Raw genomic sequence first — 25,644 nt, 5'->3', positions numbered from 1 at the left:
CCTCAGCCCGAGCCCGCACCAAATCCTCGTGCAGGATCCCCCACCCGAAGACCCCCGCATACGTCAACCAAGCCAGCCCGTAAACATCATCAGCAGCCGAAGCCGCCGCCCCGCCCAGCCGGGCCGCCGTCAAGAACCCGCTCGGCGCCTCGGCCGCCGCGGCGGCCGCGTCCCCCTCGAATGCGAGCCCCAGGGCCAGGTCCACGAACGCCTCGCCCTTGCTGCCCACCCACATCGAGTCGGTGTGCAGCCAGCCGTGGACCAGCCCGGCGGCGTGCACGCGTTCGAAGACCTCGGCGGCGTTCAGCGCGAGCGTGCCGACCTCGGCGGAGGTCAGCGCGCCCTTCATCAGGCGGGCGGTGAGGGAGGAGCCCTTGTCCTGGTCGTAGACGGCGAACTCGATGTAACTGTCGCTCTTGTGGATCAGTTTGTGGGAGTGCTGGTCGTGGTCGGTGACCACCCGGTCCTCGTGCGCGATCCGCTTCTGACCGGCCTCGCGGACCACCGCGATGGCCGGATGCGTGACGTGCGTCAGCGCCGAGACCGCGTTCTCCAGACCGCCCGATGCGGTGATCTGGATCCACACCCGGCGCCGGCGCACCGAGTCGGAGGCGAGCCAGAGCTCGCCGATCCCGCGGTGCCACAACCGCCGGGACAACGTGTAGCGACCCGCCAGGACGATGCCGGCGGAGACTCCCGATATTCCTGCCACGGCGGCTAATTGTGCACAGGGGCCACGCCCTTGCACAGCGCGACGACAGGGCTCTGAGGCGTATTTTCGTCTAGACGCCCCGGGCGTTCACCGGACGGTCTCTCACCTGCGTTCCGTCGCTATCACCACGGCCACTCCGAGCACCACGATCAAGCCTCCGACGACCACCGCGAGGGTGATGGCCTCGTTGAGGAACAGGGCGCCGAGGGCGACCGCGACAACAGGGTTCACATATGCGTATGTTGCGACGGTCGATATCGGCGCGTTCTTCAACAGCCACACATAGGAGCAGAACGCCACGAGCGATCCGGCGGCGACCAGATAGAGCGTCGCCCAGGCCGACGTACCCGTGACGGCGCCGGGGTGGAAGTGCTCGCCGTGCAGCGCCGCCGCGACCGCGCAGCCGATGCCGCCGAACACCATCTGGTACGCCGAGGCCACGAACACGTCCTTCGGCGGCGTCAGCCAGGCCTTGGACGCCACCGAGCCGAACGCCCACGAGACCGACGCGATCAGGACCAGCGAGACGCCCAGCAGGTAGTTGTGCGCGCCACCGCCGCCGGGCCGCATCAGCACCACCAGACCGGCGAACCCGATCAGGACGCCGACCAGCGTGCGCGCGTTGGGCCGGTCCTTCGTCAGCGCGCGGAACACCACGATCCACAGCGGCACGGACGCGACCAGGAGTGCGGAGGTGCCGACCGGGATGTACTGCTCCGACAGGACCACGAAGCCGTTGCCCCCGAGCAGCAACAGCAAGCCGATCAGCGCGGCCGAGGCCAGCTGCCCTCGTGTGACGCGCAGGACGGACGGTCCGCGGCGGATCGCGAGGAAGCCACCGAGGATGAGGCCGGCGAGGATGAAGCGGAGTGCGGCGGAAGACAGCGGCGGGATGGATTCGATGGCGTAGCGGATGCCGAGATACGTGGAGCCCCAGAGGACGTAGACCGCGGCCAGGGCGATCCAGGCCGCCTTGGTCATCTGCTGGGCGACGGCGGTTGAGGGCTTGGCTATCCCAATATCCTGACTTGCCGTGTCCGCTAGTAGATCCCGGCTCGCCGTGTCGTCCAGAGTCGTGTCGCCCAGAACCGTGCCCTCCGGAGCCGTGTCGTCCGGAGCCGTCGCCGCATAGCGTCCCTCTTCCGAGGCGAGCGTCATACCCCTGCTCCCTCCGCACCCCTGACCGTATGCGATCAGCCTGCGGGATACGTGGGGTCAGCATCAAGGGCCACTCAAGCGTGAGTGGCCCTTGATCAGGTCGTTCGCCCAGCCGGCGGCCGGGTTGCGGGGCGGCCGGGCAGCGCCGGTCAGCCCAGCGCGCGCAGCAGATCGGCCAGCAGGTCGTCGATCGACTCGATCCCGACCGAGAGCCGGATCAGGTCGTTCGGCACCTCCAGCGGGGAGCCGGCGGCGCTGGCGTGCGTCATCCGGCCGGGGTGCTCGATCAGCGACTCGACGCCGCCCAGGGACTCGCCGAGGGTGAACAGCTCGGTGCGGCCGCAGATGTCGACCGCCTCCTGCTCGCCGCCGGCCACCCGGAACGACACCATGCCGCCGAAGCCGGACATCTGCTTGGCCGCGACCTCGTGGCCGGGGTCGTCGGGCAGGCCCGGGTAGTGGACGGCCGTCACCTTCGAGTGCGCGGCCAGGGCCTCGGCGATGCGCTGCGCGTTGGAGCAGTGCCGGTCCATGCGCACGGCCAGGGTCTTGACGCCGCGCAGCACCAGCCAGGCGTCGAAGGGTCCGGCGACGGCGCCCATCGCGTTCTGGTGGTAGGCCAGTTCCGAGCCCAGTTCCTCGTCGGACACCACCAGGGCGCCGCCGACCACGTCGGAGTGGCCGCCCATGTACTTGGTGGTGGAGTGCACGACCACGTCGGCGCCCAGGGCCAGCGGCTGCTGAAGGTAGGGGGTGGCGAACGTGTTGTCGACCACCAGCAGCGAGCCGGTCTCGTGCGCGACCCCGGCCAGCGCGGCGATGTCCGCGATGCCCAGCAGCGGGTTCGAGGGGGTCTCGACCCAGATCGCCTTGGTCTTGCCGGGCACCACCGCGGCGCGCACGGCCGCCGGGTCCGACATGTTGGCGGCGGTCCAGCCCAGGCCCCAGCGGGACAGGACCTTGGAGAACAGGCGGAAGGTGCCGCCGTAGGCGTCGGCCGGGATCACCACGTGGTCGCCGGGCACGCACACGGTCCGCAGCAGGCAGTCCTCCGCGGCCAGGCCGGAGGCGAAGGCCAGGCCGGTGCGGCCACCCTCGATCGAGGCGAGACAGTCTTCCAGCGCCTTGCGGGTCGGGTTGGCGCTGCGCGAGTACTCGTAGCCGTTGCGCAGGCCGCCGACACCGTCCTGCTTGTAGGTGGAGACCTGGTAGATCGGGGGGACGACGGCGCCGGTCAGCGGGTCCGGGTCCTGGCCGGCGTGGATGGCCAGGGTCTCGAAGGCGGCGTTGGCATGGGCGTCAGATGCGGACATGGTCTTCAGGTTACGCGTTCGGGGCTGGACGGCCCGGTGTGGCGGGTGTGGTGCGCGGTGGCTTGGGCGGGGCGGAGGTCGCGGAAGTCGCGGAGGTGGTGGCGGACGAACCGGCGGAGGATCCGGTAGAGGAACCGCTAGAGGAACCGGCGGAGGAGGCGGCAGCCCTGACCGGGATGCCCGCGCTCAGGCTCGCGGCCAGAGTCGCGGCCAGCGTCGAGGTGGCCGGAGTGACGGCGATGGCCTCGTCGGCATCACCCATCAGGGCGACGGTTGCGGCCATCCGACGTACCCGCCGCCGCTCCAACACCCGGGCCCGCTGCCGCACCGCGTACATCAACACCGCGGCGCCGATGGCGAGCACCAGCCCGAACATCACGATCAGCCCCTGCCAGGACCCGGCCTCGGCAACCCCGTGGCGAGGCCCTGACGTGCCTATCTGTACCGGCGCGCTGGGGACGTAGGGGGTGGCGTCCCCCGCGAGCCCGACCACGTGGCCGAGCCCGTCCAGCGCCCCCGCGATCAGCGAACCCATCAACGCCTCCCGTGCCCGGGTCGTATTACCTGAAGAGGACAATACTGACCATTTGCGACATCGCACCCCGACGCAAACCCGGCGGGGCAAGTCACCGAAGCCACGCAACCTCTCCGGCAGCCGCACGTCTTGAAGTTCGACAGAGTGTTCACCCGGGGAGGGAAACGATGATGCGCTCACGCATCAGTACAGCCGCGGTCGCCGCAATCGCGGCGTCGTTGGTGGCGGGACTTGGCGCATGCAGCGCCACGTCCAAGGTGGCGTCAAGTGGCGGGTCCGGCGTGCCCAGCACGTCGGCGGCGGGGACCGCGACGTCACCGGGGACGGGGACGACAACCAGCCCGGCGGCCGACGGCTCGTCGACCGCGGGTTCGTCGCCCACGACCTCCTCGACCGCGGGTTCGCCCTTCAGCGCCGCCCAACTGGAGACGATGCGCTCCAAAGTGGCCTCCGCGTTCGGGCAGGGCGTGACGGCTCCCGCGCACTACACGCAGCCGACCGTCGACACCGCGGAACTGGCCGCCGACTTCGACAGCCCGGCGACGATGAACGCCTCCTGGGGGACCGGACCCGTCGGATCGGACCGGCCGATGGACTGCGGCACGGCGAAGTACGACGGCATCGTCATCGGGACCGTGCAGGCTTCCGGCAGCGACGCGACCGTCCCGGTCGTTCTCTACGAGAACAACAAGGGCGGAGCAGCGGAGGTCAGCGTGACCGTGGATCCGGCTTCAGGGGTCATCAAGGGCACCGCGTGCGGTGGGGCACCGAGTCCGGCGGATTTCCCGGGGGTCGCGCCGCTCGCGGCGTATTACGGCGCGGTCCTCACCGACGACCAGTCGGTGGTCGACAACAAGTCGCATCCCTACTTCACGAGTGCTTTCGCCTCCTGGACCGGTGACGGGGACTACAACACGGATGAGTGCGGCCAAAGCGGACCGGATCGGTGGATCGTCGCCCTGACCGGCACGACGTCAGCCGCCAGCACCTGGGACTTCGCGCCCGGGCCGGTCATGACCGTTCCCGACCCGACCGAGCCGGCGATGCCGACCGGCTTCACCTCGACGTTGGCCGTGGACCTCGGCTCCGCCAAGATCTCCCGCGTGACCTGCGGCCGGGCGTATCCGCCGGTCCTCGGCAGCAACCCGAAGACCGCGGACTACGCGCAGCAACTCCTGGACTACTACCGCGTGGCCGCCCAGCAGAAGTCGCTCGGCGTGGACGCCGAGGCCGCCATCCGCCCCTTCTTCGTCTCGGACGCCGCCTTCACCAAGGACTGGGGCAGCACTGGCGCCGTGCCGCTGCTGTGCGCGAAGAAGGTCCCCTTGTCGGTCGCGGTGGCCGATGGGACGTCGCCCACCACCTCCGGCACGCAGACCACGCTGCACATGGTGACGTGGCCGGACTGGCACCCGGACGCGCCGGGCCAGGAGGCCAGCAAGTTCACGGCCGTGTTCGACACGAAGACGATGAAGATCGCCTCGATTACGTGCACCAAGTAGCAGGAGCAACCACTTACGCGCCGAGCGCCGTGATGTCAGCCATCACGGCGCTCGGCGCTCGGCGCTCGGCGCTCGGCGCTCGGCGCTCGGCGCTCGGCGCTCGGCGCTCGGCGCTCGGCGCTCGGCGCTCGGCGGAGCAGCGGAATGCAGCTACTCATGTGCCTGCGCCAGTGACCGCCCGGCCAGCCGTGCGGTGACGCCGGCACCGAAATTCGGGCACTCCGTGACGTCCTCATGCCGGCAGCGCAATCCGTGGCTAATAGCCTCGCGCGCCGCCTGCGCCCTGGCGATCTGCTCGCCGCACTCCGCGCACGGCTGACGCCGGATGGCCGCATCGCCATCGTCTCCCAGCCCCGCTGCCACAGCGCCACCGCGGACACCTCCCGCGACGCCGCCGACGAGATCAGGGCCTTGCTGACCACAGCCGGTTTCACGAAGCTGCGGACCGAGATCCTGCCGCTCAACCCGCCGGTCGTCTGCGTGCTCGGGTCGTAGACTGGCAAAACGGGAGCACAGCCCGGACAGCGGGAGCGCAGCCAGGACACTGGGAGCGCAGCTCAGAACAACGTCGGCGGCCCCACCGGCATCGGCTCCCCCAAAGCCGCCAGCTCCGGCACCCGCCGCCGCACGTCCTCGTGGAACCGCCGCGCGAGCACCGGGGCGTCGACGTTGTCCGGCGTGTGGACGAAGACGGTCGGGGAACGCCCCTCCCGAAGCCATTCAGCGGTGGTGTCCGCCCACGGCTGCCAGCCCTCGGCCGTCCGCTCCCCGTCGTCCCGACCGATGTAACGCACCACCGGAAAGCGAGTCAGGGCACGAGTACGCCGTGGCAGCCGTGGCTTCTTGGTCCAGGCCTCACGTTCGGCGTCGGTCGTCGGCGGGGTTTCGTAGAGCACTGTCGTGTCGAACGGGACCCACTCGGCGTCGGCTTCCGTCAGCAACTTTTCCAGCGTCTGCTCGGTCTTCGGGTCCGCGAAGAACGCGGGATGCCGCACTTCGACCGCGTACCGGTACCCCTGCGGAACCCGGCCCAGGAAGGCGGCCAGCGCGGGGAGGTCGGCGGGCCCGAACGAGGCCGGAAGCTGAACCCACAGCGCGGCATTCCGACCGAGCGGTTCGATCGCGCTGAAGAAGCCGTGCAGAGCGCTGCCGGGGCTGAAGAGGTCGGGGGCGAGGCGACGTTCGTGCGTCACCGGCTTCGGAAGCTTCAGCAGGAAGCGGAAATCGTCCGGTGCCTGCGCCGCCCAGGTCTCGACGGTGGCCCGGGACGGCGTCGCGTAGAACGTGGTGTTGCCCTCGACCGCGTTGCACCACGTCGCGTACGCGGCGAGGCGCTCGCGCGGCGGCAGCGGATGCGGCAGGAGCCGGCCCTGCCATGGCCCGAACGTCCACATGGCGCAGCCAACGTGCAGTCTCACACCTTCGACCCTAGCGAACCGGACACCCCCGAAAGGCCACCGGTGTTCGAGCCCTTGTCCCGGTGCAGATGACGCCGCGCGAGCAGGAACCACGAGCAGGCGATAGCGAGCACCACCAGCCACCGGAACAGCCACTCCAGATTCGACGGATACAGGACACCGGTGACGTGCGTGGCGATGAAGCCCTGGGGGATTCCCGGTTCCCCGAGACGTTCGCGGCACCAGTTCTCGATCAGCGTCAGGGGACACTTCACCCCGAGCGCGTTGACGCCGAGCCAGACCACCGCGGTGGCGTGCAGATAGAACACGCGCGGCCAGCGCAGCGCGAGGTATCCGCCGACCACCACGAACGCCACGAAGGCGTAGTGGACCGTCATCGTGGCATCGATGAGGAATCGGTATCCCATACCGAAAAGCCTGGTCCGCACGGCCGTCGATGACAAGGGCGCGGGTACTCAACCGGGATCTGAGTACCCCGCGGGAACTCGCCGTGCCCCACGCCGCCACCGGGCCACCGGGCCACCGGGCCCGAGAAGCCCGCGCCCACGCCCGGGCGCGGGCTCGCGGTGGCCGGTGCGCCGAATGCGGCTGGCGTTCCCCGAGTCGTCAGCGTGGTGTGGGGGCCCGGCGGGACGCCGATGCTTATATGAAGGGCATGGCGTTCTTGTCCCGGCTGCGCGCCTTGGCCGACCGTGTGGACCGGTTCCAGCAACGGCATCCCGTGCTGGCGTTCCCGGTCGCCGTCTTCCGGGAGCTCCAGGACATGAAAGCCGGGTACCTCGGCGCGATACTGACGTTCTTCGCGTTCGTCTCGCTGTTCCCCCTGCTGCTGATCCTCACCACCGTGCTCGGTGCCGTTCTGCGTTCGAACCCCAAGCTCCAGCAGGACGTCCTGAACTCCGCGCTGGTCGACTTCCCGGTGATCGGCGACCAGCTGAAGAACAACATCCACGACTTCGGCCGCAGCGGCCCGGCGCTGGCCATCTCCATCGTCTTCACCTCGATCGGCGCGCTGGGGCTGGCCAACGCCGCGCAGTACGCGATGAACCTGCTGTGGGGGGTGCCGGAGGACCGGCGGCCGAAATTCCCGCAGTCGTGGCTGCGCAGCGTCGGGATCATCGGGACGATGGGGCTCGGGGTGCTGTCCACGACCGCGATGACCGCGCTCGGCGAGTGGGCCTCCGGGGCCTTCTTCCCGGCCGGCCTGCGGCTGGCGCTGGTGGCCGCCTCGTTCGTGCTCACCGCGCTGCTGTTCTGGCTCGGCATGCGCTCGGCCACGGCCATCGAGGTGGAGGCGCGTGACCTCCGTCTCGCCGCGATCCTCACCACGGTCTTCTGGCAGGGCCTGCAATACCTCGGCGGCTTCATCGCCGCGCATCAGCTGGCCCACGCCTCAACGCTTTACGGGGTCTTCGGGCTCGTGCTCGGGCTGGTGGCGTGGATCTACCTCCAGGCCCGGCTGACCCTGATCGCCGTGACGACCGACGTGGTCCGGGCCCGGCGGAGCTGGCCGCGGTCGCTGTTCGACTGACCGGCCGGTCCCTCACTTGGCGCACTTGGATATACGCCCGGTGACCCTCGACAAATCCTCATCAACACCAGATGATCGATCAACGAGTGCGGATGATCTCAAGAACCTCATCATGCGAGCCGGCCCCGTCGCACTGTTCGGATCGCGTAGGATCGTCTGAATCCCCCCCAAGCCGTTAGGAACCGATGCGATGCGCCTGCTCGACTCTGCCCGCATCGGCCTGGCCGCGGTCGTCCCGGACAGCCTGCGCCACCCGATCGACCATCTGCGGCCAGGGAAGATCATGCCGAGCGGGATCCCGCGCAAGACCCTCGCGGTGTCCATCGCCCTGAGTGCCGCCTTGGTCACCAGCAGTCCGGCGCACGCGGCGATCAACTACAGCCCGCCGCCGAAGCTGCCCACGCTCAGTGCCTCCACACTGACTCAGCGCTATGACCTGAACCGTGCGGCGATGGCGAAGGCCGCCGACGAGGCCCAGTTCGGCGGGGACCCGGCGCTGGCGAACTCGCTGCGCAACCTCGCGATCCCGTCCCGTGACTTCCTGTCCTTCGACCCCTCCGGCAACGGCCGGGGCATCGAGGTGGTCGGCGACCTGGTGCACGCCAAGCGGATCGCGGTGGTGGTCCCGGGGGCCGGCAACACGCTGTCCAACTTCGACGGGGTCAAGGGCACCGGCGTCGGCGCCGAGGCGCTGTACGACCAGGCGCAGAAACTCGGCGCGCACGGCTCGCTGGCGGTCATCGGCTGGCTCGGCTACGACGCCCCGTCCATGGACAGCATCCACGTCACCACGCTCGGCCACGCCGCGGCCGGCGCCAAGGCGCTGAAGGCGTTCCTGTCGCAGATCAAGGCCGTGAACAACGCCCCCGTCTCGCTGCTGTGCCACAGCTACGGCTCGGTGGTGTGCGGCCAGGCCGCCCCGCACGTGAAGGTCACGGACATCGCCGTGTTCGGCTCCCCCGGCATGGGCGTCGGCTCGGTGTCCGACCTGGACACCTCCGCGCAGGTCTGGGCCGGCCGCAGCGCCAACGACGGCATCGCCGACGTCCCGCACGTCCAGGTGGACCTACTGGGGGTGAGCGTCGGCTTCGGGGACGACCCGGTGGACCCGGCGTTCGGGGCCCGGCTGTTCAACGCCGGCACCGGCGGCCACAGCGACTACCTGCGCACCGGGAACACCGCGCTGTACAACCTGGCGCTGATCGCGCTGGGGCGGGACTCCCAGGTGGGCCCGCCGCAGAGCGGGAGCTGAGTCGGCGCCGAACAGCCCGCCTCATGGCACCTCAGCCGCGACCTCCCCAGCCTCACCCGCATCCCGGGGACGCCGCCCTCGGCCCGGCTCCGGACGGCTACCGGTACTTCCGACGCTCGATCCCGCTGGCGCACTCCTTCGATCCGCGGGACGCGGGCCTGGACCGCGCCTTCGAGCGCGCCCGATCGATGCTCCAGTCCTGGGGGCCGCAGATAGGCGCCGGGATGCGGATCGAGGCGACCGCGGCCCAGGACGAGGCCGTGCCGCTGCCCGCACCATCGGTGGGGCTCGAAGGACAACTGATCTCGCGGGTCGCCGGAGTCATCCCACTGCGCGCACCGTTCCGGGTCGTCACTGCGGAGTTCGCCAGCGCGGACTACGCCGGGTACGCCTATGAGACGTTGCCCGGGCACCCTGAAGACGGTCGCGAGGCCTTCTACGTGACCCGAGGAGAAGGCCTCGTGGAGTTCACCGTCATGGCGTTCTCCAAATCCGTTCTCTGGTACTCGCGGTTGGGCGGCCCGGTAACGCGGATAATCCAGAACCGCTATACGAACAAGTACCTATTAGCGATGGCGGTCCATCCCCGATAGAGGGCTATACCGTCGGAACCATTACGAAGAAACGCTCTAGCGTTTTCGCATCGCCCTTCGTCATAAGCGGCTCCCCAGGAATGCGATGCCACAGGAAGAGCAATAGATCCGAGGCACTGCCGGCGAGTTCGACATCGGCGGGCTCGTCCTCTCCCAGCGGGCGGGGACCGTCGGGGTCCAGCACGATCGACCAGACCTCGCGGCCGTCGGTCTGCCGGAAGCGGTAGCTCTCCCCTCCCATCGGCGGCAGGTCCTTCAGGCTGCCGCGGCGGAAGGGCACCACGACGTCGAGGAACTGCGCGACGCCGTCGGCCGCCAACTCTTCGTCCACAGGTTGGGGAGAACCGATCGCGCCCTCCAGGTCCCAGCGGTGGACGGCCACCTCGATCGTCTGGACGCGCAGCCAGAAGCCGACGTCATGCTGGGTGCCCCAGGTCCAGACCGGCACCTCCGGAGCGGTCGAGTGGAACGTCGCGGCGAGCGCGATGGCGCCCTCGGCGAACCAGTCGGCCAGGTCCTCGCCCGTCGCGTCCGCGGGGGCTGTGAACAACTTCTGCCGGTCCGGCGGCGGGGACTGTAAGCGGTCCACGATGACGTGGTTCACCAACCGGTGCACCCGGCTGATGTGCCGCACCAGGTCCGCCGTGGTCCAGTCCGGACACGACGGCACCGGCGGCGGAGCGGCCGGCATGGCGGCCATCAGGGCGGCACGGTGGAAAGCCGTTGTTTCCCTCTCGAAGTGCGCGATGTGGTCCACTTCTTCACTCTCCCACTGACTGTGCCCCCCGCCCAGGAACCCGCTTTAGCGCCAGATCCGGTTCCTCCGGTCCGCCCTCCGCTTCAGCCCGCCGGCCACCAGCCAGAGCAAAAGCGCGAGGACCACCACGGCCGCGAACGCGGCGAGGATCTTGTCTCGGCGAGAGGGCAGCAGACTGGTCTTCGCTGTAGCGGCCGCCTTGCTGGAACCCTTTAGTGCCTCGGTAGCCATGTGCGCCGGCGAGGACTGCGCGGGTGTAGCGGACGTACCCGGCGCCGCACCAGTACTCGCCACCGGCACAGGTGCCGGAGCTGGAAGCGACGCCGCCAGCGGAGCCGCGCCGGGCAGCAGCGGGTTGTCCTTCGCTACCGGAGCACCGACGTTCAGCGCGGCCAGCGGGTTGACGATGCCGTAGCCGTAAGCGTCGTCGCGCTGAAGGCCGCTGGCTCCGCCGGCCTTGGTGGCGGTGGCCAGAAGCGCGCGGATGGTCTGGCCCGCGGTCCAGTCCGGATGCATCGAGCGGATCAGCGCGACTGAGGCGGTCACGTAAGCGGAAGCCTCGCTGGTGCCCTTCGAGGTCTTCGGGATACCTGAGGCGTCCTCTACAGGGATCCCCACTCCGGGAGCCGTTAGAGAGACCTGCGGTCCGTAGGACGAGCCCGACCACCGGGCACCGGTGTCGTCGATCGCACCGGCCGCCACCACACCGGGATAGGCCGCCGGGATGATGACGTGCTCGGTCCCGAAGTTCCCGGCGGCCGCCACCACCACGATGTCCGCGGCCTCGGCCTGCTTCACCGCGGCCGCCATCCCCGGCGTGTCCGCGGTGCCGAGCGACATGTTGATCACCTTGACGTGCTGGGTCACCGCGTACTTGATGGCGTCGGCGATATGCACCGGGTCCGAGCCGTCCTCCTGCTGCATCCGCACCGGCAGGATCTTCGCCTCGGGCGCCAGGCCGTGCAGTCCGTCGCCGGCCCCGGTCCCGGCGATCAGCACGTCCATCGTGGTGCCGTGGCTGTCGATGTCGGTGTCGACGTGCGCGATGCCGGTGCTGTCCGGGCCGAGCGAGAAGTCCGCGCCGGGCAGCAGGTTGTCCCGGGTGTCGCCGAGCGGCGAGACCCCGGAGTCGACCAGGCCGACGGTGACGCCGGCGCCCTTGGTGTGCTGCCACACCTGGTCGGCTTTCAGGTACGTGAGCGGCCACTGTATGGCGGCCTTGGGTACGGCGTCCTCCGCCCGCACCGTAGGGGGCATGAACGCCAAAGCGGCCATGCCACAGACACCCATGAGCGACCCCAAGCGGTGCGGCATGCGCCCCAGGATCGCGCGCCATAGCAAATAACGCAAACCTCTGTGAAAATCCCTATAGCGGCTTTTCCGACACTAGGCGGAAATCACTTACCGCTTATGATGCGGGGCATGGCCCGTTACGAGTACCGCTGTCGCGCGTGTGGCGACACCTTCGAGCTGTCCCGTCCGATGGCGGAGGCGTCCGCTCCCGCCGTGTGCCCCGCCGGACACGACGACACCGTCAAGCTGATCTCCGCGGTCGCGGTGAACGTCGGCGGCGCTAACAAGACCGCCGCAGCATCCGGCGACTCTGGCGGATGCTGCGGCGGTGGCTGCTGCTCGTAGCCCGGGAGCTGGAGCGGCGGCCAGAGGGCTGAGACGGCTGAGGGAAGCCGTCAGCCCATGTGCGGGTACCGGTGGTCCACCGGCGGCACGAACGTCTCCTTCACGGTGCGCGGGCTCAGCCAGCGCAGCAGGTTCTGCGCGGACCCGGCCTTGTCGTTGGTGCCGGAGGCCCGGCCGCCGCCGAACGGCTGCTGCCCGACGACCGCACCGGTCGGCTTGTCGTTGACGTAGAAGTTGCCGGCGGCGAAGCGCAGCTTGCTGTGCGCCTCCTCGACGGCCGCGCGGTCCGTGGCGAACACGGCGCCGGTCAGCGCATAGGGGGTCGAGCTGTCGACCAGGTCGAGGACTTCGCTATAGCGCGCGTCGTCATAGACGTGCACCGCGAGGATCGGACCGAAGAACTCGTCGGTGAAGATCTCGTGGTGCGGGTCGTCGCCGACCAGGACGGTCGGCTGCACGAAGAAGCCCTGCGAGTCGTCCGCCGTGGCGCCGGCCAGGATCTCCAGCTTGCCCTCGGCACGGACCCGCGCGAACAGGTCGCTGTGCTTCGTGAAGGCCCGCCGGTCGATCACCGCGCCGCCGAAGAAGGAGAAGTCGGTGACGTCGCCGTAGGTGATGGTCCCGGTGACGTCGGCCAACTGCTCCCGCACGCCGGACTCCCACAGGGAGCGCGGGATGTAGGCGCGCGAGGCCGCGGAGCACTTCTGCCCCTGGTACTCGAACGCGCCCCGGACCAGGGCGGTGACCAGGGCGGCCGGGTCGGCGCTGGGGTGCGCGACCACGAAGTCCTTGCCGCCGGTCTCGCCCACGATCCGCGGGTAGGAGCGGTAGACGTCCAGGTTCTGCGCGGTCTGGCGCCACAGGGTCTTGAACGTCTTGGTGGAGCCGGTGAAGTGCAGCCCGCCGAACTCGCGGTCGTTCAGCGCGACCTCGCTGACCGCCAGGCCGTCGCCGGTGACCAGGTTGATGACGCCGGCCGGGAGCCCGGCGGCCTCCAGCAGCTCCATCGTGTACTGCGCGGCCAGCTGCTGCGTCGGCGAGGGCTTCCACACCACGGTGTTCCCCATCAGCGCCGGCGCGGTCGGCAGGTTGCCGGCGATGGCGGTGAAGTTGAACGGGGTGATCGCGGTGACGAAGCCGTCCAGCGGCCGGTAGTCGGTGCGGTTCCAGACCCCGGCGGAGTTCGCCGGCGGCTGCTCGGCCAGGATCTGCCGGGCGAAGTGCACGTTGAAGCGCCAGAAGTCGATCAGCTCGCAGGCGGCGTCGATCTCCGCCTGCTGCACCGACTTGGACTGGCCGAGCAGCGTGGCGGCGTTGACGGTGTCGCGCCAGGGGCCGGACAGCAGGTCGGCGGCGCGCAGGATGACCGCCGCGCGCTCGTCGAAGGGCAGCGCGCGCCAGGCCGGCGCCGCCGCCTTGGCCGCCGCCACGGCGTCGGCGACGTCGGCGGTCGAGGCGTTGGCGGTCTCGCCGAGGACGTGCTTGTGGTTGTGCGGCTGGACGACCTCGATGCGCTCGCCGGAGGCCATCCGACGGCGCCCGGCGATGGTCATCGGCAGTTCGTGGCGGTCGGCCGCGAGCTCGGTGACGCGGCGCCGCAGCGACTCGCGCTCGGCCGAGCCCGGGGCGTAGGCGCGGACCGGTTCGTTGACCGGGGCGGGGGTGCGGGTGATGGCATCCATGGCGGTGCGGGTGTTCCCCTCTGTTGGCGCGCTTAGCGCTTGACGAGCGAGTTCAGGAAGAACATGACGTTGGCCGGGCGCTCGGCCAGGCGGCGCATGAAGTAGCCGTACCAGTCGTCGCCGAAGGGCACGTACACGCGCATGGTGTCGCCGCCGGCGACCAGGGCGTGCTGCTCGGTGGTCCGGATGCCGTGCAGCATCTGGAACTCGTGGCTGTCCTGGGCCCGGCCGGTCTCGGCGACCATGGCGTGCGCGATGTCGATCATGCGCTGGTCGTGGCTGGCGATCATCGGGTACGCCGAGGAGCGCATCAGGGTCTTCATGGCGCGCACGTACGCCTTGTCCACTTCGTGCTTCTCCTGGTGCGCGACGGAGGCGGGCTCCATGTACGCGCCCTTCACCAGCCGGACCCGGGAGCCGGCGGTCGCCAGGTCGGTGATGTCGCCCTCGGTGCGGAACAGCGCGGCCTGGATCGCCACGCCGACCCACGGGAAGTCGCCGCGCAGTTCGCGCAGGGCGCCCAGGGTGGCGTCGACGGTGGTGTGGTCCTCCATGTCCAGGGTCATGGTGGTGCCGGCGTCGCGGGCCGCCTCGGCGATCGCTATGGCGTTCTCCAGCGCGATCTTCTCGGCGTCCTTCGGGAGCTTCTGGCCCAGGGCCGAGAGCTTGAGCGAGACCTCGGTGCGGTGCGCGATGCCGAGGTCGGAGAAGCGCTTGAGCATCTCCAGGTAGGCGTCGCGGGTGGCCGCGGCGTCGGAGGCGCTCTGGGTGTCCTCGCCGAGCCGGTCCACGGTGACCGCCAGCCCCTCCTCGACCAGGTCGCCGATCACCAGGCCGGCCTGGTCCAGGTTGTCCCCGGCGACGAACCGGTCGACCACGCGCCGGGTCAGGGGGACCCCGGTGATCATCCCTCGCAATTTGGGACTGCGGGAGGCGGCTAGGAGAGTGCGGCTGAGCATGGCGGGCCTGTCTTTCCTGGTGGCGCACCTGGTGGCGCAGCGGTGGCGGGATCTGTCGCGGTTCTGTGGCGAATCCATGGCGGAGTCTGTTGGGACGACGGTAAGTCGGTTCGTCCGCCGGGCATATGGACGAATGCCACGATCACTGTCCGGTTTCGTCATACACTTGTCTGATGGCGACCCAGACCACCGACCAGCTTCAGGACCTGGTGGACCTCATCTCCCAGCTGGCCTCCGCCTCGGCGACGCTGGAGGACCGGGACTTCGACCTGGTGGCGTTCGCCTCGCAGTCCGGCGGCCTGGACGTCATCCGGCAGCGCTCGATCCTGCAACGGCGCTCCACGCCGGAGGTGCGGGCCTGGTTCGAGGGGTTCGGGATCGCGCGCAGCGACCGGCCGGTGCGCACGCCGGCGGATCCGGAGCACGGGGTCCTGCCGCGGGTATGCCTGCCCGCGCGCTGGAACGGGGTGACGTACGGGTACGTGTGGCTGTTGGAAGCCGGCGGCCGGCTGGACGACGCGATGCTCGCCAGCGCGATGCACGAGGCGTCCCGGGCCGGGGCGCTGTTGGCGCAACAGGCGCGGGTCAGGGAACGGATGGAGGAACGGCTCCAGAACCTGCTGTCGCCGGAGCGCGGAGTCGCGGAACAGGCCGCGGAGGAGATCTCGGATCTGGGGCTGGTCGACCGGGACCGGCGGATCTCGGTGGTCGTCCTGGAGGCGCGGACCCAGGACTGGCAGTCGATACCGATCAACCTGTGGCGGTTGCCTCGCTCGGTCCTGGCCGCTCCGGAGACGGATCACATCAGTCTGCTGGTTCCGGAGCCACACTCCGTCGCCGATATCGCGGAACGCGCGCTGGAGCTCTACAGAGAACGTCTAGAGCACGATGCGCGGGACGACGTATTGGTGGGGATCGGTGCGCCGCGCGACGATCTCGCCGAAGCCCGGGCCAGTTGGCGGGAGGCTCGGCTGGCGGTGCGGGTCGGGCGAGCGGTTCCGGCGTTCCGGCCCACGGCTGTGTGGGCGGGCCTGGGGATCTACCGGCTGCTTGCGTGCGGTCCGCAGAGAGAACTGCGTGACGCTGTAGTAGACCCCGCGGTACGCCGGCTATTAGAGGAGCCGGATCTGCTTGTCACGGTACAGACGTACCTCGACCACGCCGGAAGCGTTCAGCAGACGGCTGCCGCGCTGAGCATCCACCGGCAGACGCTCTACCACCGGCTGGAGAAGATCGAGCGGATCACCGGTCTCGACCTGGCTGACGGTCGAGACCGGTTGCGGCTGCACTTAGGCGTTTCCCTGGCTCCGCTGGTGGGTGGGTGACGCCGGGTGCGTGACGCTATAGACCGCTAGTCGCTATAGGGCGCTACAGGTGAGGGCGCTACAGGTGAGCGCTGTGTCCGACGGTGTGGCTCGCCGCGACCTCGGTGCCCAGGAAGCCCAGCAGGTCCTGCCGGCTCACCACGCCCTGCGGCTTGCCCTCGACCAGGACCACCGCGGCGTCCGCCTTCTCCAGCGCGGTGACCAGCGCCGACACCGGCTCGCCGGAGCCGACCTGGGGCAGCGGCGCGGACATGTGCTCGTCGAGGCGGTCCTCCAGCGAGGCCTTCTCGTAGAACAGCGCGCGCAGCAGGTCGCGCTCGACGATGGAGCCGATCACCTCGGCGGCCATCACCGGCGGCTCCTCCTTGACCACCGGCATCTGCGAGACGCCGTACTCGCGCAGCGTCTCGATCGCCTCGCCGACGGTCTCGTGCGGGTGCATGTGGACCAGGTCCGGCAGGCCCTGGCCCTTGCGCGAGAAGACCTCGGCGACCGTGGGCTCGTCGGTGCCCGGGTTCAGGAAGCCGTAGTCGGCCATCCAGTCGTCGTTGAAGATCTTCGACAGGTAGCCGCGGCCGGAGTCCGGCAGCAGGACCACGACGACGTCGTCCGGGCCCAGGCGCTCGGCGTACTTCAGCGCGGCCACCACGGCCATCCCGCAGGAGCCGCCGACCAGCAGGCCCTCCTCGCGGGCCAGGCGGCGGGTCATCAGGAACGAGTCCTTGTCGGACACCGCGATGATCTCGTCGGCCACGGTCCGGTCGTAGGCGGTCGGCCAGAAGTCCTCGCCGACCCCCTCGACCAGGTAGGGCCGGCCGCTGCCGCCGGAGTAGACCGAGCCCTCCGGGTCCGCGCCGATCACCTTGACCGCGCCCTCGGAGACGTCCTTGAGGTAGCGGCCGGTGCCGGAGATGGTGCCGCCGGTGCCGACGCCGGCCACGAACGCCGTGATCCGGTGGTCGGTCTGCTCCCAGAGCTCCGGGCCGGTGGAGTGGTAGTGCGAGGCCGGGTTCTCAGGGTTGGAGTACTGGTCGGGCTTCCAGGCGCCGGGGATCTCGCGGACCAGACGGTCGGAGACGTTGTAGTAGGAGTCCGGGTGCTCCGGGGCGACCGCATAGGGGCACACGACGACTTCGGCGCCGTACGCGCGCAGCACGTTGATCTTGTCGGTGGAGACCTTGTCCGGGCAGACGAAGACGCACTTGTAGCCCTTCTGCTGCGCCACTATGGCCAATCCCACACCGGTGTTGCCGGACGTGGGCTCCACGATGGTGCCACCAGGCTTCAAGGCACCCGAACGCTCGGCGGCCTCGATCATCCGCAGCGCGATCCGGTCCTTCACCGACCCGCCCGGGTTGAAGTACTCGACCTTGGCGAGGACCGTCGCCTGGAGTCCCTTGGTGACGTTGTTCAGCTTCACCAGCGGGGTGTCCCCCACCAGCTCGACCATGGACTCGGCGTACTTCATCGGCGGCGTCTCCGCTTCTTGTGTGGACCGGCAATTTACGGTGGTCACTCGGTGCTTCACAGGTTACGGGGTGAAACCACCACGTCGTAGCCAACCGTGCTCAAGGTAAGGTCGCTGGAACGGCGGACATACTTCAGTTTGAGGCTTGCAGGAGGTGTGCCGACGATGACCGGGCTCACAAGGCTGGGCGTCGCCAAGCGCGTCGCCGCTGCCGCCGCGTTGAGCGGCGGGGGGATCGGGGTCCTCACCGGCGGCGCCATCGGGTTGATCGTCGCCGAGGCGAAACTCGCCCGGCGGGCCATCGGCCCCACCAAAGGTGATCCGCCGCGCGCGGACGGGGTCTACGGGGCGTGGTACGCCGCGCCCGGCGTCGACGTGATCCGCATCGCGATGCTCGGCGACAGCTCCGCGGCCGGCTACGGCGTGACGGAGTCGGCCCGCACCCCCGGCGCGCTGCTGGCGTCCGGACTGGCCGAGGCCGCCGGCGCCCCGGTGCGGCTACAGAACGTCGCGAAGGTCGGCGGCCAGTCCTCGGACCTGGGCTGGCAGCTGGAGCGGGTGATCGCGGCCGGACCCGACGGCGGCGGCCCGCACCTGGCGGTGATCATGATCGGCGCCAACGACGTGACCCACCGCGTCAAGGTCGCCGAATCCGTCCGGTTCCTGGGCGACGCCGTCCGCCGGCTGCGCGCGGCCGGCACCGAGGTCGTCGTCGGCACTTGCCCGGACCTGGGCTCCATCCGCCCCGTGGCCCAGCCCCTACGCCGCCTGGCCCGCCGCTGGTCCCGGCAGCTCGCCGCGGCGCAGACCGTCGAAGTCGTCTCCGCGGGCGGCCGCACCGTCTCCCTGGGCTCCCTGCTGGGCCCGGAATTCGCCGCCCGCCCCGAGGACATGTTCGGCCCGGACCGCTTCCACCCCAGCGCCGAGGGCTACGCCGCGGCCTCCATGGCCCTGCTCCCCTCGATCGCGGCGGCCCTCGGCCGCTGGCCCGACGCCGAGACCGGCGAACCGGACACTCTGGAACCGGCCCGCGGCGAAGCCCGCATGCCCCTGGCCCGCGCCGCAGTCCTGGCCGCCAGGCACGGCGGCACCGAAGTCGGCCGCGAGGTCGGCAGCGCCGCCCGCGCCGGCTGGGGCATCCTGCGCCACCGGCGGCGCCGGCAGATCGCGGAGCCGGTGGTGCCGCCCGGGGCCGACGCCAGCGCGCAAGCCGGAGGCGAGGCTACCGATTCGGGCGCCGGGGCCGCGGCGGAGTCCGCTTCGGCCTGAGCCGCGGCCCGGCGATATAAGAAGGTTGATACGCAAGGGGTGCGGGCCGGTTCCGACGAACCGGCCGCCCGTCCCGAGTGCCCAGAGCGGGAGTCGAACCCGCAACGCCCGAAGGCCGCGAGGTTTAAGCTCGCTGTGTCTGCCTGTTCCACCATCTGGGCCCGAAGAGATCGTCGGGATGATCCTTCGGGCTTCAGCGTAGCGAGAACTGCGCGAAAGCGTGATCGAGTTCCAGCGCTGGTCCGCTGAAGGTCCTGTTCGGGCGCAGGTCGTAAGGGGGGTTGGGGCGCCGGGAGGGGAGGACTTTCACCGGACTTCCGGTCGCTGTTCCCTGGGCGTTCGCGCTCGGCGCGGTGGCCGGCGGGCCTTGTGGGGCATCGTGTGGGCATTCGGGCGATATGCGATTCGGCACATCGTCGGCCCGGGTGCGCGAGCTGCTGGAATGCCGCGCCGGCATAGTTGCGGGCACGGTTGCGGGCTGGTTGCGGGCTCAGCCGCGATCACAGTTCCGGACACGGTTACAGAGCCCGCGGCACAGCCGAGGGCTCTGTGGGAATCCGGGTGGGGGCTTTTTTATCCGAAGGCGCGGGCGGCGCGCTTCAGGTCCATCTCGTGCACGATGGCGTTGGCGTAGCCGCGCGGGAGGTCGTGCTCGGCGCGGAGCCAGCTGACCCGCTCTTCGAAGCGGGGGAGGGACGGGCCTTCGTTGACCAGCTGGAACCAGGTGTCCAAGCTGCGGCCGGTGGCGGCGGGGATGCGGGCGAGGAGGTTGCGGTGGGTCTGTTCGGAGTGATGGATCGTCATACGGGCGCCTCCGCGAATGGACTGGGCATACGGTCCGTGTGCGCCAGCGTGCCTGAGGGTCGGGCCACTGGCAAGAGGAACGGGACCTGGCGATTCCGGCGCCAGGTGTCCGCCGGGCGGTCGGTGACGTGCCACGACGTTATCGCGGCATTCGCCACCCGTATCCTTCCCGGATGACTTCCAGCACCAAACCGGGGGGACGAAGTGCGGACAGGGATCCTGCCGCCGCCGACGCCCTCGCGGCCGAGCTGACCCGGCTCGCCGAGGGCTACCGGCGCCTCCCGCACTCCAAGTTCGCGCTCCGGCTGGAGCCCTACGGCGATCGCGCGCAGGCCGGCTACTGGCTCGCCTCGCAGGTCACGACGGTCGCGCAGGGGATAGAGCGCTGGGACAGCCCGCGACCGCCGCTCTGGCACCGGCTGCCGGCCCTCGGGGTGTTCGCGCTCGGCGACCAGATCGCGGTTGTGGGCAACGACTTGTTAGCCGCTTACCGGGCGCTGAAGGACCCGCGCGAAACTCTCATCTGGACGCCGGGTGATGGACGCGTCCCGGCGGAGAAAGCGATGGCGGCCGTGCTGGAAAGCACGGCCGCCTTGCGTCGGGCGCTATAGAGCGGACGCCACAGCGCCGACCCGGTACCGAATCAGCTCAGCCGCTCCAGGATCAGCGCCATGCCCTGGCCGCCGCCGACGCACATCGTCTCCAGCCCGAACTGCTTGTCGTGCCACTGAAGCGAGTTGATCAGCGTGCTGGTGATCCGCGCGCCGGTCATGCCGAAGGGGTGGCCCACGGCGATCGCGCCGCCGTTCACGTTCAGCTTGTCCAGGTCGATCCCCAGGTCCTGGTAGGACGGGATGACCTGGGCGGCGAACGCCTCGTTGATCTCCACCAGGTCGATGTCGCCGAGCGTCATGCCGGCGTTCCGCAGCGCGTTCTGCGTCGCGCCGACCGGGCCGATACCCATGATCTCCGGCGAGATCGCGGTGACGCCGGTGGCCACGATCCGGGCCAGCGGGGTCAGGCCGAGCTCGCGGGCCTTGGTGTCGGACATGATGACCACGGCCGCCGCGCCGTCGTTCAGCGGACAGCAGTTGCCGGCGGTGACGGTGCCGTCGGGGCGGAACACCGGGGCCAGCGTCGAGGTCTTCTCGTAGGTGACGCCGGCCCGCGGCCCGTCGTCCTTGCTGACCACGGTGCCGTCCGGGAGCGTGATCGGGGTGATGTCCTTCTCCCAGAAGCCGTCGGCGATCGCCTTCTCGGCCAGGTTCTGCGAACGGACGCCGAACTCGTCCTGCTCCTGCCGCGAGATGCCCTTGATCTGCGCCAGGTTCTCGGCGGTCTGCCCCATCGCGATGTAGACGTCCGGCAGGGTTTCGTCCTCGCGCGGGTCGTGCCAGACCTTGCCGCCGGCCGCGAACTCGTTGGTGCGGTTCACCGCGTCGGTGAACAGCGGGTTCTGGGTGTCTGGCAGGCCGTCGGAGGAGCCCTTGGCGTAGCGCGAGACGGCCTCGACACCGGCCGAGATGAAGACGTCGCCCTCGCCGGCCTTGATGGCGTGGAACGCCATGCGGGTGGTCTGGAGCGAGGACGCGCAGTACCGGGTGATGGTCGCGGCCGGGAGGTGGTCGTAGCCCAGCAGCGTGGCGACCACCCGGCCCATGTTGTAGCCGGACTCCCCGCCGGGCAGGCCGCAGCCCAGGTACATGTCGTCGATCTCGCGCGGGTCCAGCCCGGGCACCTTGTCCAGCGCGGCGCGCACCATCTGCGCGGTGAGGTCGTCGGGCCGGATGGAGGTCATCGAGCCCTTGAAGGCGCGGCCGATCGGGGAACGCGCGGTGGAGACGATCACTGCCTCGGGCATATAGGTCACTCCTTGCGAAGGGGTCCGGGTCGCCTGCCGGCTTCAGGGCCGCGCGGTCGGCGCCGCGATGGTGTCAGGGCCAGCGTAGTTCGGAAGCTACCGCTTGGTAATGCCCGGGTGCGGCAGAACACACCCGGTTCCTGGCCCTCCCTCACACTACGGCGCGCAGCCGTATTCCACCCGCGTTCCACCCGTGGATGGAGGCTGGCACCGGCTCGGAAGCGAGAGGATCAGTACATGGCAGCGCTGACGGCGAACATGATGGATCGCAAGGGCTACTTCTGGGGCATCCAGGCCCTGCGGACCGGCGGGCTGGTGGCGCTGGGCCTCACCCTGTTCGGAGTGAACCCCAAACCGGGCCTGCACGAGCGCGGGCTGGCCATCACCATCACCCTCGCCGTGGTGGCGGTGGCGTGGGTCGGGATGATCACGTTCGACATCCGGAAGTGGCCGATCCAGTACCCGCTGTCGCTGTTGTCGGTCAGCGGCGGCCTGCTGGCGATCCTGCAACAGGGCCCGGCGATCGCGGTGCCAGCGGTCGCGGCGTTCTCCGCCGGCTCGAACCTGGCGCCCCAGGTCTCGACGGCGATCGCGGTGGCCGGGGCGCTCTCGCTGACGGTCTCGGCGCTGTTCGTCGGCGCCTCGACGACCGCGGTCCTGGGCTTCGTCGTCATCATCGGGACCGCCCTGGCCATGGGCATGATCCGGTACGCGATCGCCGAGCGCGCGAACTCGGCGGAGCAGCTGCTGGAGCAGACCCGCCGGGCCGCGGTGGCCGAGACCGAGGCGGCGGTCCTCGGCGAGCGCACCCGCATCGCCCGCGAGATCCACGACATCCTGGCGCACTCGCTCGGCGCGCTGGCGATGCAGGTCGAGGCCGCACAGGCGCTGCTGACGCAGGAGAGCCCGGACATCGCCAAGGCGGTGAAGTGCGTCGAGCGCGCCGGACAGCTGACGCGCGAAGGGCTCACCGAGAGCCGCCGCGCGGTCCAGGCCCTGCGCACGGACATCGGCCCGCTGTCGGAGATGATCGGGACGCTGGTCGAGGCCGACGGCGGCACGATGACCACGACCGGCGAATCCCGCAAGCTCCCGGCGGACGCCTCGCTGGCGCTGTACCGCACGGCGCAGGAGGCGGTGACCAACGCCCGCAAGCACGCCCCCGGCAAGCCGACCACGGTCCACCTGAGCTACGACTCCGACGCGGTGCGGCTGACCGTGACCAACCAGCTCGCCGAGGCTGACGCCACCCGGCCGCTCACGAACACCGGCGGCGGCTACGGGCTCAGCGGGCTGCGCGAGCGGATGGAGCTCGCCGGCGGGTCTTTGGAGGTCGGGCGCGAGGGGAGCGATTGGACGGTGCGGGCGGTCGTGCCGGGGTGGACGATGGGGCGCGGCGAGGTGTGAGGCGGTGCTGAGGTGCCGAGGTGCCGAGTATTGGCGGCACGGCGGCGCTGAGGACTGACGCGCGGTAGCGCCACGGCGCCGAGCGTCGGAGGCCGCGCCGATGAGGTAGAGCGCGCGCCGCACCGCCATCTGCGGGACAATCCCACGGTGACCGAGATCCGAGTACTCATCGCCGACGACCAAGCAGCAGTCCGCGAAGGCCTGGCGCTGCTGCTGGAGACCATGTCCGAGGTGAGCGTGGTCGGGCAGGCCGGCGACGGGCTGGAGGCGGCGGCGCTGGCGGCCGAGCTGGCGCCGGACGTCGTGCTGATGGATCTCAACATGCCGCGCGCGGACGGCATCGAGGCGACCGCGACCATCCTGGCGGCGAACCCGGCCATCCGCATCGTCGTGCTGACCACCTACGAGGACGACAAGTCGATCGTCGGCGCCCTGCGCGCGGGCGCGCTCGGCTACCTCACCAAGGCCGCCACCCGCGCCGACATCGAGCGCGCGGTGAAGGCGGCGGCCGCGGGCCAGGCGATCCTCGACCCGGCGGTGCAGCGGCAGTTGCTGGCGGCCGCCACCGGCAACGGCGCCGGTGGCGTTGGCGGTGGCGCCAATGGCAGCGGCAGCGGCACAAACGCGGCCTCCAGCACCGCGACGACCCCGGCCACGAGCCCCGAACCCGCCGACGATCTGAGCCCGCGCGAAGCCGACGTCCTACGCCTGATCGCGGCCGGGCACTCCAACCGCGAGATCGCCAAGAAGCTGTTCGTCGGCGAGGCGACTGTGAAGTCGCACATCAACCGGATCTTCACCAAGACCGGCTGCCGCGACCGGGCCCAAGCGGTCCAGTACGCCTTCACGCACGGCTACGCCGACCCCGGCACCAAGTAGACCGCGCGCTCAGCAGAAACCCCTCAGCCGCGCGGCCACACAAGGCCAAGACCCGCCGTCAGCCGCGCGGCCACACCGCCAAAGCCAGCTCGGCGGTCTGCAAGAGCTCTGATTCGTCCGCGCCATCCCGCGCGCGCTGCGACATCCCCTGGTACACCGCGGCGTAGTAGGCCGCCAGCGCGTCGACGTCCACCGACCTCGCCAACTCCCCCGCGGCCTGCCCGGCGCGCAGCCGGTCGGCCACCATCACGATGTTCCGGTTCCGCTTGTCCCGCAACAGTTCCAGCACCTCGACGTTGGCCGGCGAGACGTTGGTGGCGGCGTTGGTCACCATGCAGCCGGCCGGGTGCGCCGGATCCGTGAACACCTGCGCCGCCTCCCGCAGCATCCGCGCCACGGCCCCGAAGGCGGTCGCCTCCTCGGCGAACGCCTCGTACACGAACGCGCCGGAAGGCAACTCCCGGTACGCCTCCAACACCGTCTGGAACAATCCGGGCTTGTCTCCGAACGCCGCATACAGGCTCCCGGAGCGGATCCCCATCGCCTCGGTCAGGTCGCTGATGGACGTCGCCTCGTAGCCCCGCTCCCAGAACAGCCGGGTAGCGGCGGCCACCGCGGCGTCGCGGTCGAAGCCGCGCGGACGCCCGCGGCGGGTCCCGGTCTCGGATGCACTCACCGGCCCATTGTAGAACGCCCGACCAAAAATTGTGCTAGCGTCCTCGACGAACTTCTTGGTCGATCGCTCAAGAAATGAGAGAACCATGTCCCTCCAGGGAAAGCACGCCCTCGTCACCGGCGGCAGCCGCGGCATCGGCCGCGCGATCGCCGAGCGTCTGGCACACGACGGCGCCACCGTCGTGATGAGCTACGCCAGCGACCACGCGGCAGCCGAGGACACCGTCGCCACCATCACGAAGGCCGGCGGCCAGGCCAGCGCCATCCACGCCCCCTTCGGCACCCACGGCGACGCCGACCGCCTCTGGCAGGCCTACGACGACGCGACCGCCCACGCCGGAGTCGACATCATCGTCAACAACGCCGGCATCGGCCGCAGCTCAGACCTCCCCGGCCTGACCGAGGACGAGTTCGACCGGGTCTTCGCCGTCAACGTCCGCGCACCATTCTTCGTCGCACAGGGAGCACTGTCCCGCCTACGCGACCACGGCCGGGTCATCAACATCTCCAGCGGCCTAGCCCGCATAGCGATGCCGGAGATCATGGCCTACGGCTCAACCAAAGGCGCCCTGGACACCTTCAGCCTCAACCTGGCCAAGGTCCTGGGCCCGCGCGGAATCACGGTGAACTCGGTCGCGCCGGGCATCACCGCCACGGACGTCACCGCGGGCTGGTTGGGCGACAAGGAGACCGCGCAGTGGGCGGCGTCGGTATCGGCCCTGGGCCGCATCGGGCAGCCGGACGACATAGCCGCGGTGGTCGCGTTCTTGGCGAGCGAGGACGGGCGCTGGGTGAGCGGGCGGGTGGTCGATGCTACTGGTGGGTCGGGGCTCTGATTTTTGGGTTTTAGGGTGGGTTGGTTGTTCGGGGTTTTGGGGGCTGGAGCTTGGGGGGCTGGAGTTCGCG

At 70.2% G+C, this 25,644-nt stretch carries 27 protein-coding genes and 1 tRNA gene; 12 read left to right on the top strand and 16 right to left on the bottom strand.

Annotated features, from left to right (window positions below; all coding sequences use genetic code 11):
• From IZR01_RS31925 to IZR01_RS31905, 5 genes are all read right to left on the bottom strand, one after another.
• A partial coding sequence (locus IZR01_RS31925) for a serine/threonine-protein kinase (RefSeq protein WP_194926031.1) occupies positions 1–712 on the bottom strand: 712 nt, incomplete at its 3' end.
• 102 nt (positions 713–814) lie between these two features.
• Entirely contained in the window at positions 815–1,870 is a 1,056-nt protein-coding gene (locus IZR01_RS31920; protein ID WP_228560656.1) for an EamA family transporter, read from the bottom strand.
• Positions 1,871–2,019: 149 nt separating this feature from the next.
• The gene (locus tag IZR01_RS31915) at positions 2,020–3,183 is read right to left on the bottom strand and encodes a cystathionine gamma-synthase (protein ID WP_194896907.1); all 1,164 of its coding nucleotides are present in this window, start codon (positions 3,181–3,183) and stop codon (positions 2,020–2,022) included.
• Positions 3,184–3,193: 10 nt separating this feature from the next.
• Positions 3,194–3,718 (bottom strand): hypothetical protein, encoded by a 525-nt coding sequence (locus tag IZR01_RS31910; protein ID WP_194896908.1) that lies wholly within the window; start codon positions 3,716–3,718, stop codon positions 3,194–3,196.
• 148 nt (positions 3,719–3,866) lie between these two features.
• Positions 3,867–4,160, bottom strand: a complete 294-nt coding sequence (locus tag IZR01_RS31905) for a hypothetical protein (RefSeq protein ID WP_194896909.1) — start codon at positions 4,158–4,160, stop codon at positions 3,867–3,869.
• On the opposite strand from IZR01_RS31905, the gene IZR01_RS31900 reads away from it, so the two are divergent.
• Both IZR01_RS31900 and IZR01_RS31895 read left to right on the top strand, forming a co-directional pair.
• Positions 4,150–5,220, top strand: a complete 1,071-nt coding sequence (locus IZR01_RS31900; protein WP_194926030.1) for a hypothetical protein — start codon at positions 4,150–4,152, stop codon at positions 5,218–5,220. The genes IZR01_RS31905 and IZR01_RS31900 overlap by 11 nt on opposite strands.
• Positions 5,221–5,454: 234 nt before the next feature.
• Positions 5,455–5,715, top strand: coding sequence for a hypothetical protein (locus IZR01_RS31895; protein ID WP_194926029.1), 261 nt, complete (start codon positions 5,455–5,457; stop codon positions 5,713–5,715).
• A 62-nt stretch (positions 5,716–5,777) separates the two neighbouring features.
• On the opposite strand, the gene IZR01_RS31890 is transcribed toward IZR01_RS31895, so the two are convergent.
• Together IZR01_RS31890 and IZR01_RS31885 are read right to left on the bottom strand one after the other, a co-directional pair.
• Complete coding sequence (locus IZR01_RS31890; protein WP_194926028.1) at positions 5,778–6,638, bottom strand: DUF72 domain-containing protein; 861 nt, start codon at positions 6,636–6,638, stop codon at positions 5,778–5,780.
• A complete protein-coding gene (locus IZR01_RS31885; protein ID WP_194926027.1) occupies positions 6,635–7,045 on the bottom strand; it encodes a DUF2784 domain-containing protein in 411 nt (136 codons plus the stop codon). Before IZR01_RS31885 ends, IZR01_RS31890 begins: the two co-directional genes overlap by 4 nt.
• Positions 7,046–7,293: 248 nt before the next feature.
• Between IZR01_RS31885 and IZR01_RS31880 the strand changes: the two genes are divergently transcribed.
• From IZR01_RS31880 to IZR01_RS31870, 3 genes are all read left to right on the top strand, one after another.
• Positions 7,294–8,169 carry a YihY/virulence factor BrkB family protein gene (locus IZR01_RS31880; RefSeq protein WP_228560654.1) on the top strand — a complete coding sequence of 292 codons (876 nt, stop codon included), beginning with the start codon at positions 7,294–7,296 and terminating at the stop codon, positions 8,167–8,169.
• 190 nt (positions 8,170–8,359) lie between these two features.
• Positions 8,360–9,421, top strand: coding sequence for an alpha/beta hydrolase (locus tag IZR01_RS31875; RefSeq protein WP_194896915.1), 1,062 nt, complete (start codon positions 8,360–8,362; stop codon positions 9,419–9,421).
• A gap of 23 nt (positions 9,422–9,444) precedes the next feature.
• Positions 9,445–10,014, top strand: a complete 570-nt coding sequence (locus tag IZR01_RS31870) for a DUF1990 domain-containing protein (RefSeq protein WP_194926025.1) — start codon at positions 9,445–9,447, stop codon at positions 10,012–10,014.
• Between the two features lie 4 nt (positions 10,015–10,018).
• Here IZR01_RS31870 and IZR01_RS31865 read toward each other — a convergent pair whose 3' ends face one another.
• Both IZR01_RS31865 and IZR01_RS31860 read right to left on the bottom strand, forming a co-directional pair.
• Positions 10,019–10,771 carry a maleylpyruvate isomerase family mycothiol-dependent enzyme gene (locus tag IZR01_RS31865; RefSeq protein ID WP_194926024.1) on the bottom strand — a complete coding sequence of 251 codons (753 nt, stop codon included), beginning with the start codon at positions 10,769–10,771 and terminating at the stop codon, positions 10,019–10,021.
• Positions 10,772–10,816: 45 nt separating this feature from the next.
• Positions 10,817–12,046 (bottom strand): S8 family serine peptidase, encoded by a 1,230-nt coding sequence (locus IZR01_RS31860; protein WP_194926023.1) that lies wholly within the window; start codon positions 12,044–12,046, stop codon positions 10,817–10,819.
• Positions 12,047–12,193: 147 nt separating this feature from the next.
• Here IZR01_RS31860 and IZR01_RS31855 point away from each other — a divergent pair, with 147 nt between their 5' ends.
• A complete protein-coding gene (locus IZR01_RS31855; protein ID WP_194896919.1) occupies positions 12,194–12,409 on the top strand; it encodes an FmdB family zinc ribbon protein in 216 nt (71 codons plus the stop codon).
• Between the two features lie 50 nt (positions 12,410–12,459).
• On the opposite strand, the gene pruA is transcribed toward IZR01_RS31855, so the two are convergent.
• Both pruA and IZR01_RS31845 read right to left on the bottom strand, forming a co-directional pair.
• Positions 12,460–14,091 carry an L-glutamate gamma-semialdehyde dehydrogenase gene (gene pruA, locus IZR01_RS31850; RefSeq protein ID WP_194896920.1) on the bottom strand — a complete coding sequence of 544 codons (1,632 nt, stop codon included), beginning with the start codon at positions 14,089–14,091 and terminating at the stop codon, positions 12,460–12,462.
• Positions 14,092–14,123: 32 nt separating this feature from the next.
• Positions 14,124–15,050 (bottom strand): proline dehydrogenase family protein, encoded by a 927-nt coding sequence (locus IZR01_RS31845; protein ID WP_194896921.1) that lies wholly within the window; start codon positions 15,048–15,050, stop codon positions 14,124–14,126.
• 173 nt (positions 15,051–15,223) lie between these two features.
• Here IZR01_RS31845 and IZR01_RS31840 point away from each other — a divergent pair, with 173 nt between their 5' ends.
• Positions 15,224–16,375 (top strand): PucR family transcriptional regulator, encoded by a 1,152-nt coding sequence (locus IZR01_RS31840; protein WP_194896922.1) that lies wholly within the window; start codon positions 15,224–15,226, stop codon positions 16,373–16,375.
• 58 nt (positions 16,376–16,433) lie between these two features.
• Here IZR01_RS31840 and IZR01_RS31835 read toward each other — a convergent pair whose 3' ends face one another.
• A complete protein-coding gene (locus IZR01_RS31835; protein WP_194896923.1) occupies positions 16,434–17,843 on the bottom strand; it encodes a cystathionine beta-synthase in 1,410 nt (469 codons plus the stop codon).
• A gap of 165 nt (positions 17,844–18,008) precedes the next feature.
• Here IZR01_RS31835 and IZR01_RS31830 point away from each other — a divergent pair, with 165 nt between their 5' ends.
• Positions 18,009–19,112 (top strand): SGNH/GDSL hydrolase family protein, encoded by a 1,104-nt coding sequence (locus tag IZR01_RS31830; protein WP_194926022.1) that lies wholly within the window; start codon positions 18,009–18,011, stop codon positions 19,110–19,112.
• Positions 19,113–19,190: 78 nt separating this feature from the next.
• Here IZR01_RS31830 and IZR01_RS31825 read toward each other — a convergent pair.
• Both IZR01_RS31825 and IZR01_RS31820 read right to left on the bottom strand, forming a co-directional pair.
• Positions 19,191–19,273 (bottom strand) — tRNA-Leu (locus IZR01_RS31825).
• A gap of 412 nt (positions 19,274–19,685) precedes the next feature.
• Positions 19,686–19,916, bottom strand: a complete 231-nt coding sequence (locus tag IZR01_RS31820) for a DUF4287 domain-containing protein (protein WP_012784872.1) — start codon at positions 19,914–19,916, stop codon at positions 19,686–19,688.
• Positions 19,917–20,089: 173 nt separating this feature from the next.
• Between IZR01_RS31820 and IZR01_RS31815 the strand changes: the two genes are divergently transcribed.
• Positions 20,090–20,527, top strand: coding sequence for a hypothetical protein (locus IZR01_RS31815; RefSeq protein WP_194899838.1), 438 nt, complete (start codon positions 20,090–20,092; stop codon positions 20,525–20,527).
• A 32-nt stretch (positions 20,528–20,559) separates the two neighbouring features.
• On the opposite strand, the gene IZR01_RS31810 is transcribed toward IZR01_RS31815, so the two are convergent.
• On the bottom strand, positions 20,560–21,777 hold the full coding sequence (locus IZR01_RS31810) for an acetyl-CoA C-acetyltransferase (protein WP_194926021.1): 1,218 nt from the start codon (positions 21,775–21,777) through the stop codon (positions 20,560–20,562).
• 237 nt (positions 21,778–22,014) lie between these two features.
• On the opposite strand from IZR01_RS31810, the gene IZR01_RS31805 reads away from it, so the two are divergent.
• Positions 22,015–23,184, top strand: coding sequence for a sensor histidine kinase (locus tag IZR01_RS31805; RefSeq protein ID WP_194926020.1), 1,170 nt, complete (start codon positions 22,015–22,017; stop codon positions 23,182–23,184).
• 147 nt (positions 23,185–23,331) lie between these two features.
• On the top strand, positions 23,332–24,063 hold the full coding sequence (locus IZR01_RS31800; RefSeq protein WP_194926019.1) for a response regulator: 732 nt from the start codon (positions 23,332–23,334) through the stop codon (positions 24,061–24,063).
• A gap of 58 nt (positions 24,064–24,121) precedes the next feature.
• Here the strand turns inward: IZR01_RS31800 and IZR01_RS31795 are convergent, their stop codons facing one another.
• Complete coding sequence (locus IZR01_RS31795) at positions 24,122–24,739, bottom strand: TetR/AcrR family transcriptional regulator (protein ID WP_323747157.1); 618 nt, start codon at positions 24,737–24,739, stop codon at positions 24,122–24,124.
• An 85-nt stretch (positions 24,740–24,824) separates the two neighbouring features.
• Between IZR01_RS31795 and IZR01_RS31790 the strand changes: the two genes are divergently transcribed.
• Positions 24,825–25,574, top strand: a complete 750-nt coding sequence (locus tag IZR01_RS31790; protein WP_194926017.1) for an SDR family oxidoreductase — start codon at positions 24,825–24,827, stop codon at positions 25,572–25,574.
• Positions 25,575–25,644 lie beyond the last annotated feature (70 nt).

The organism is Catenulispora pinisilvae (assembly GCF_015356865.1).
Classification (GTDB): Bacteria; Actinomycetota; Actinomycetes; order Streptomycetales; family Catenulisporaceae; genus Catenulispora; species Catenulispora pinisilvae.
Note: the sequence above shows the minus strand (reverse complement) of the source record. Positions and strands in the feature narration are given on the sequence as shown.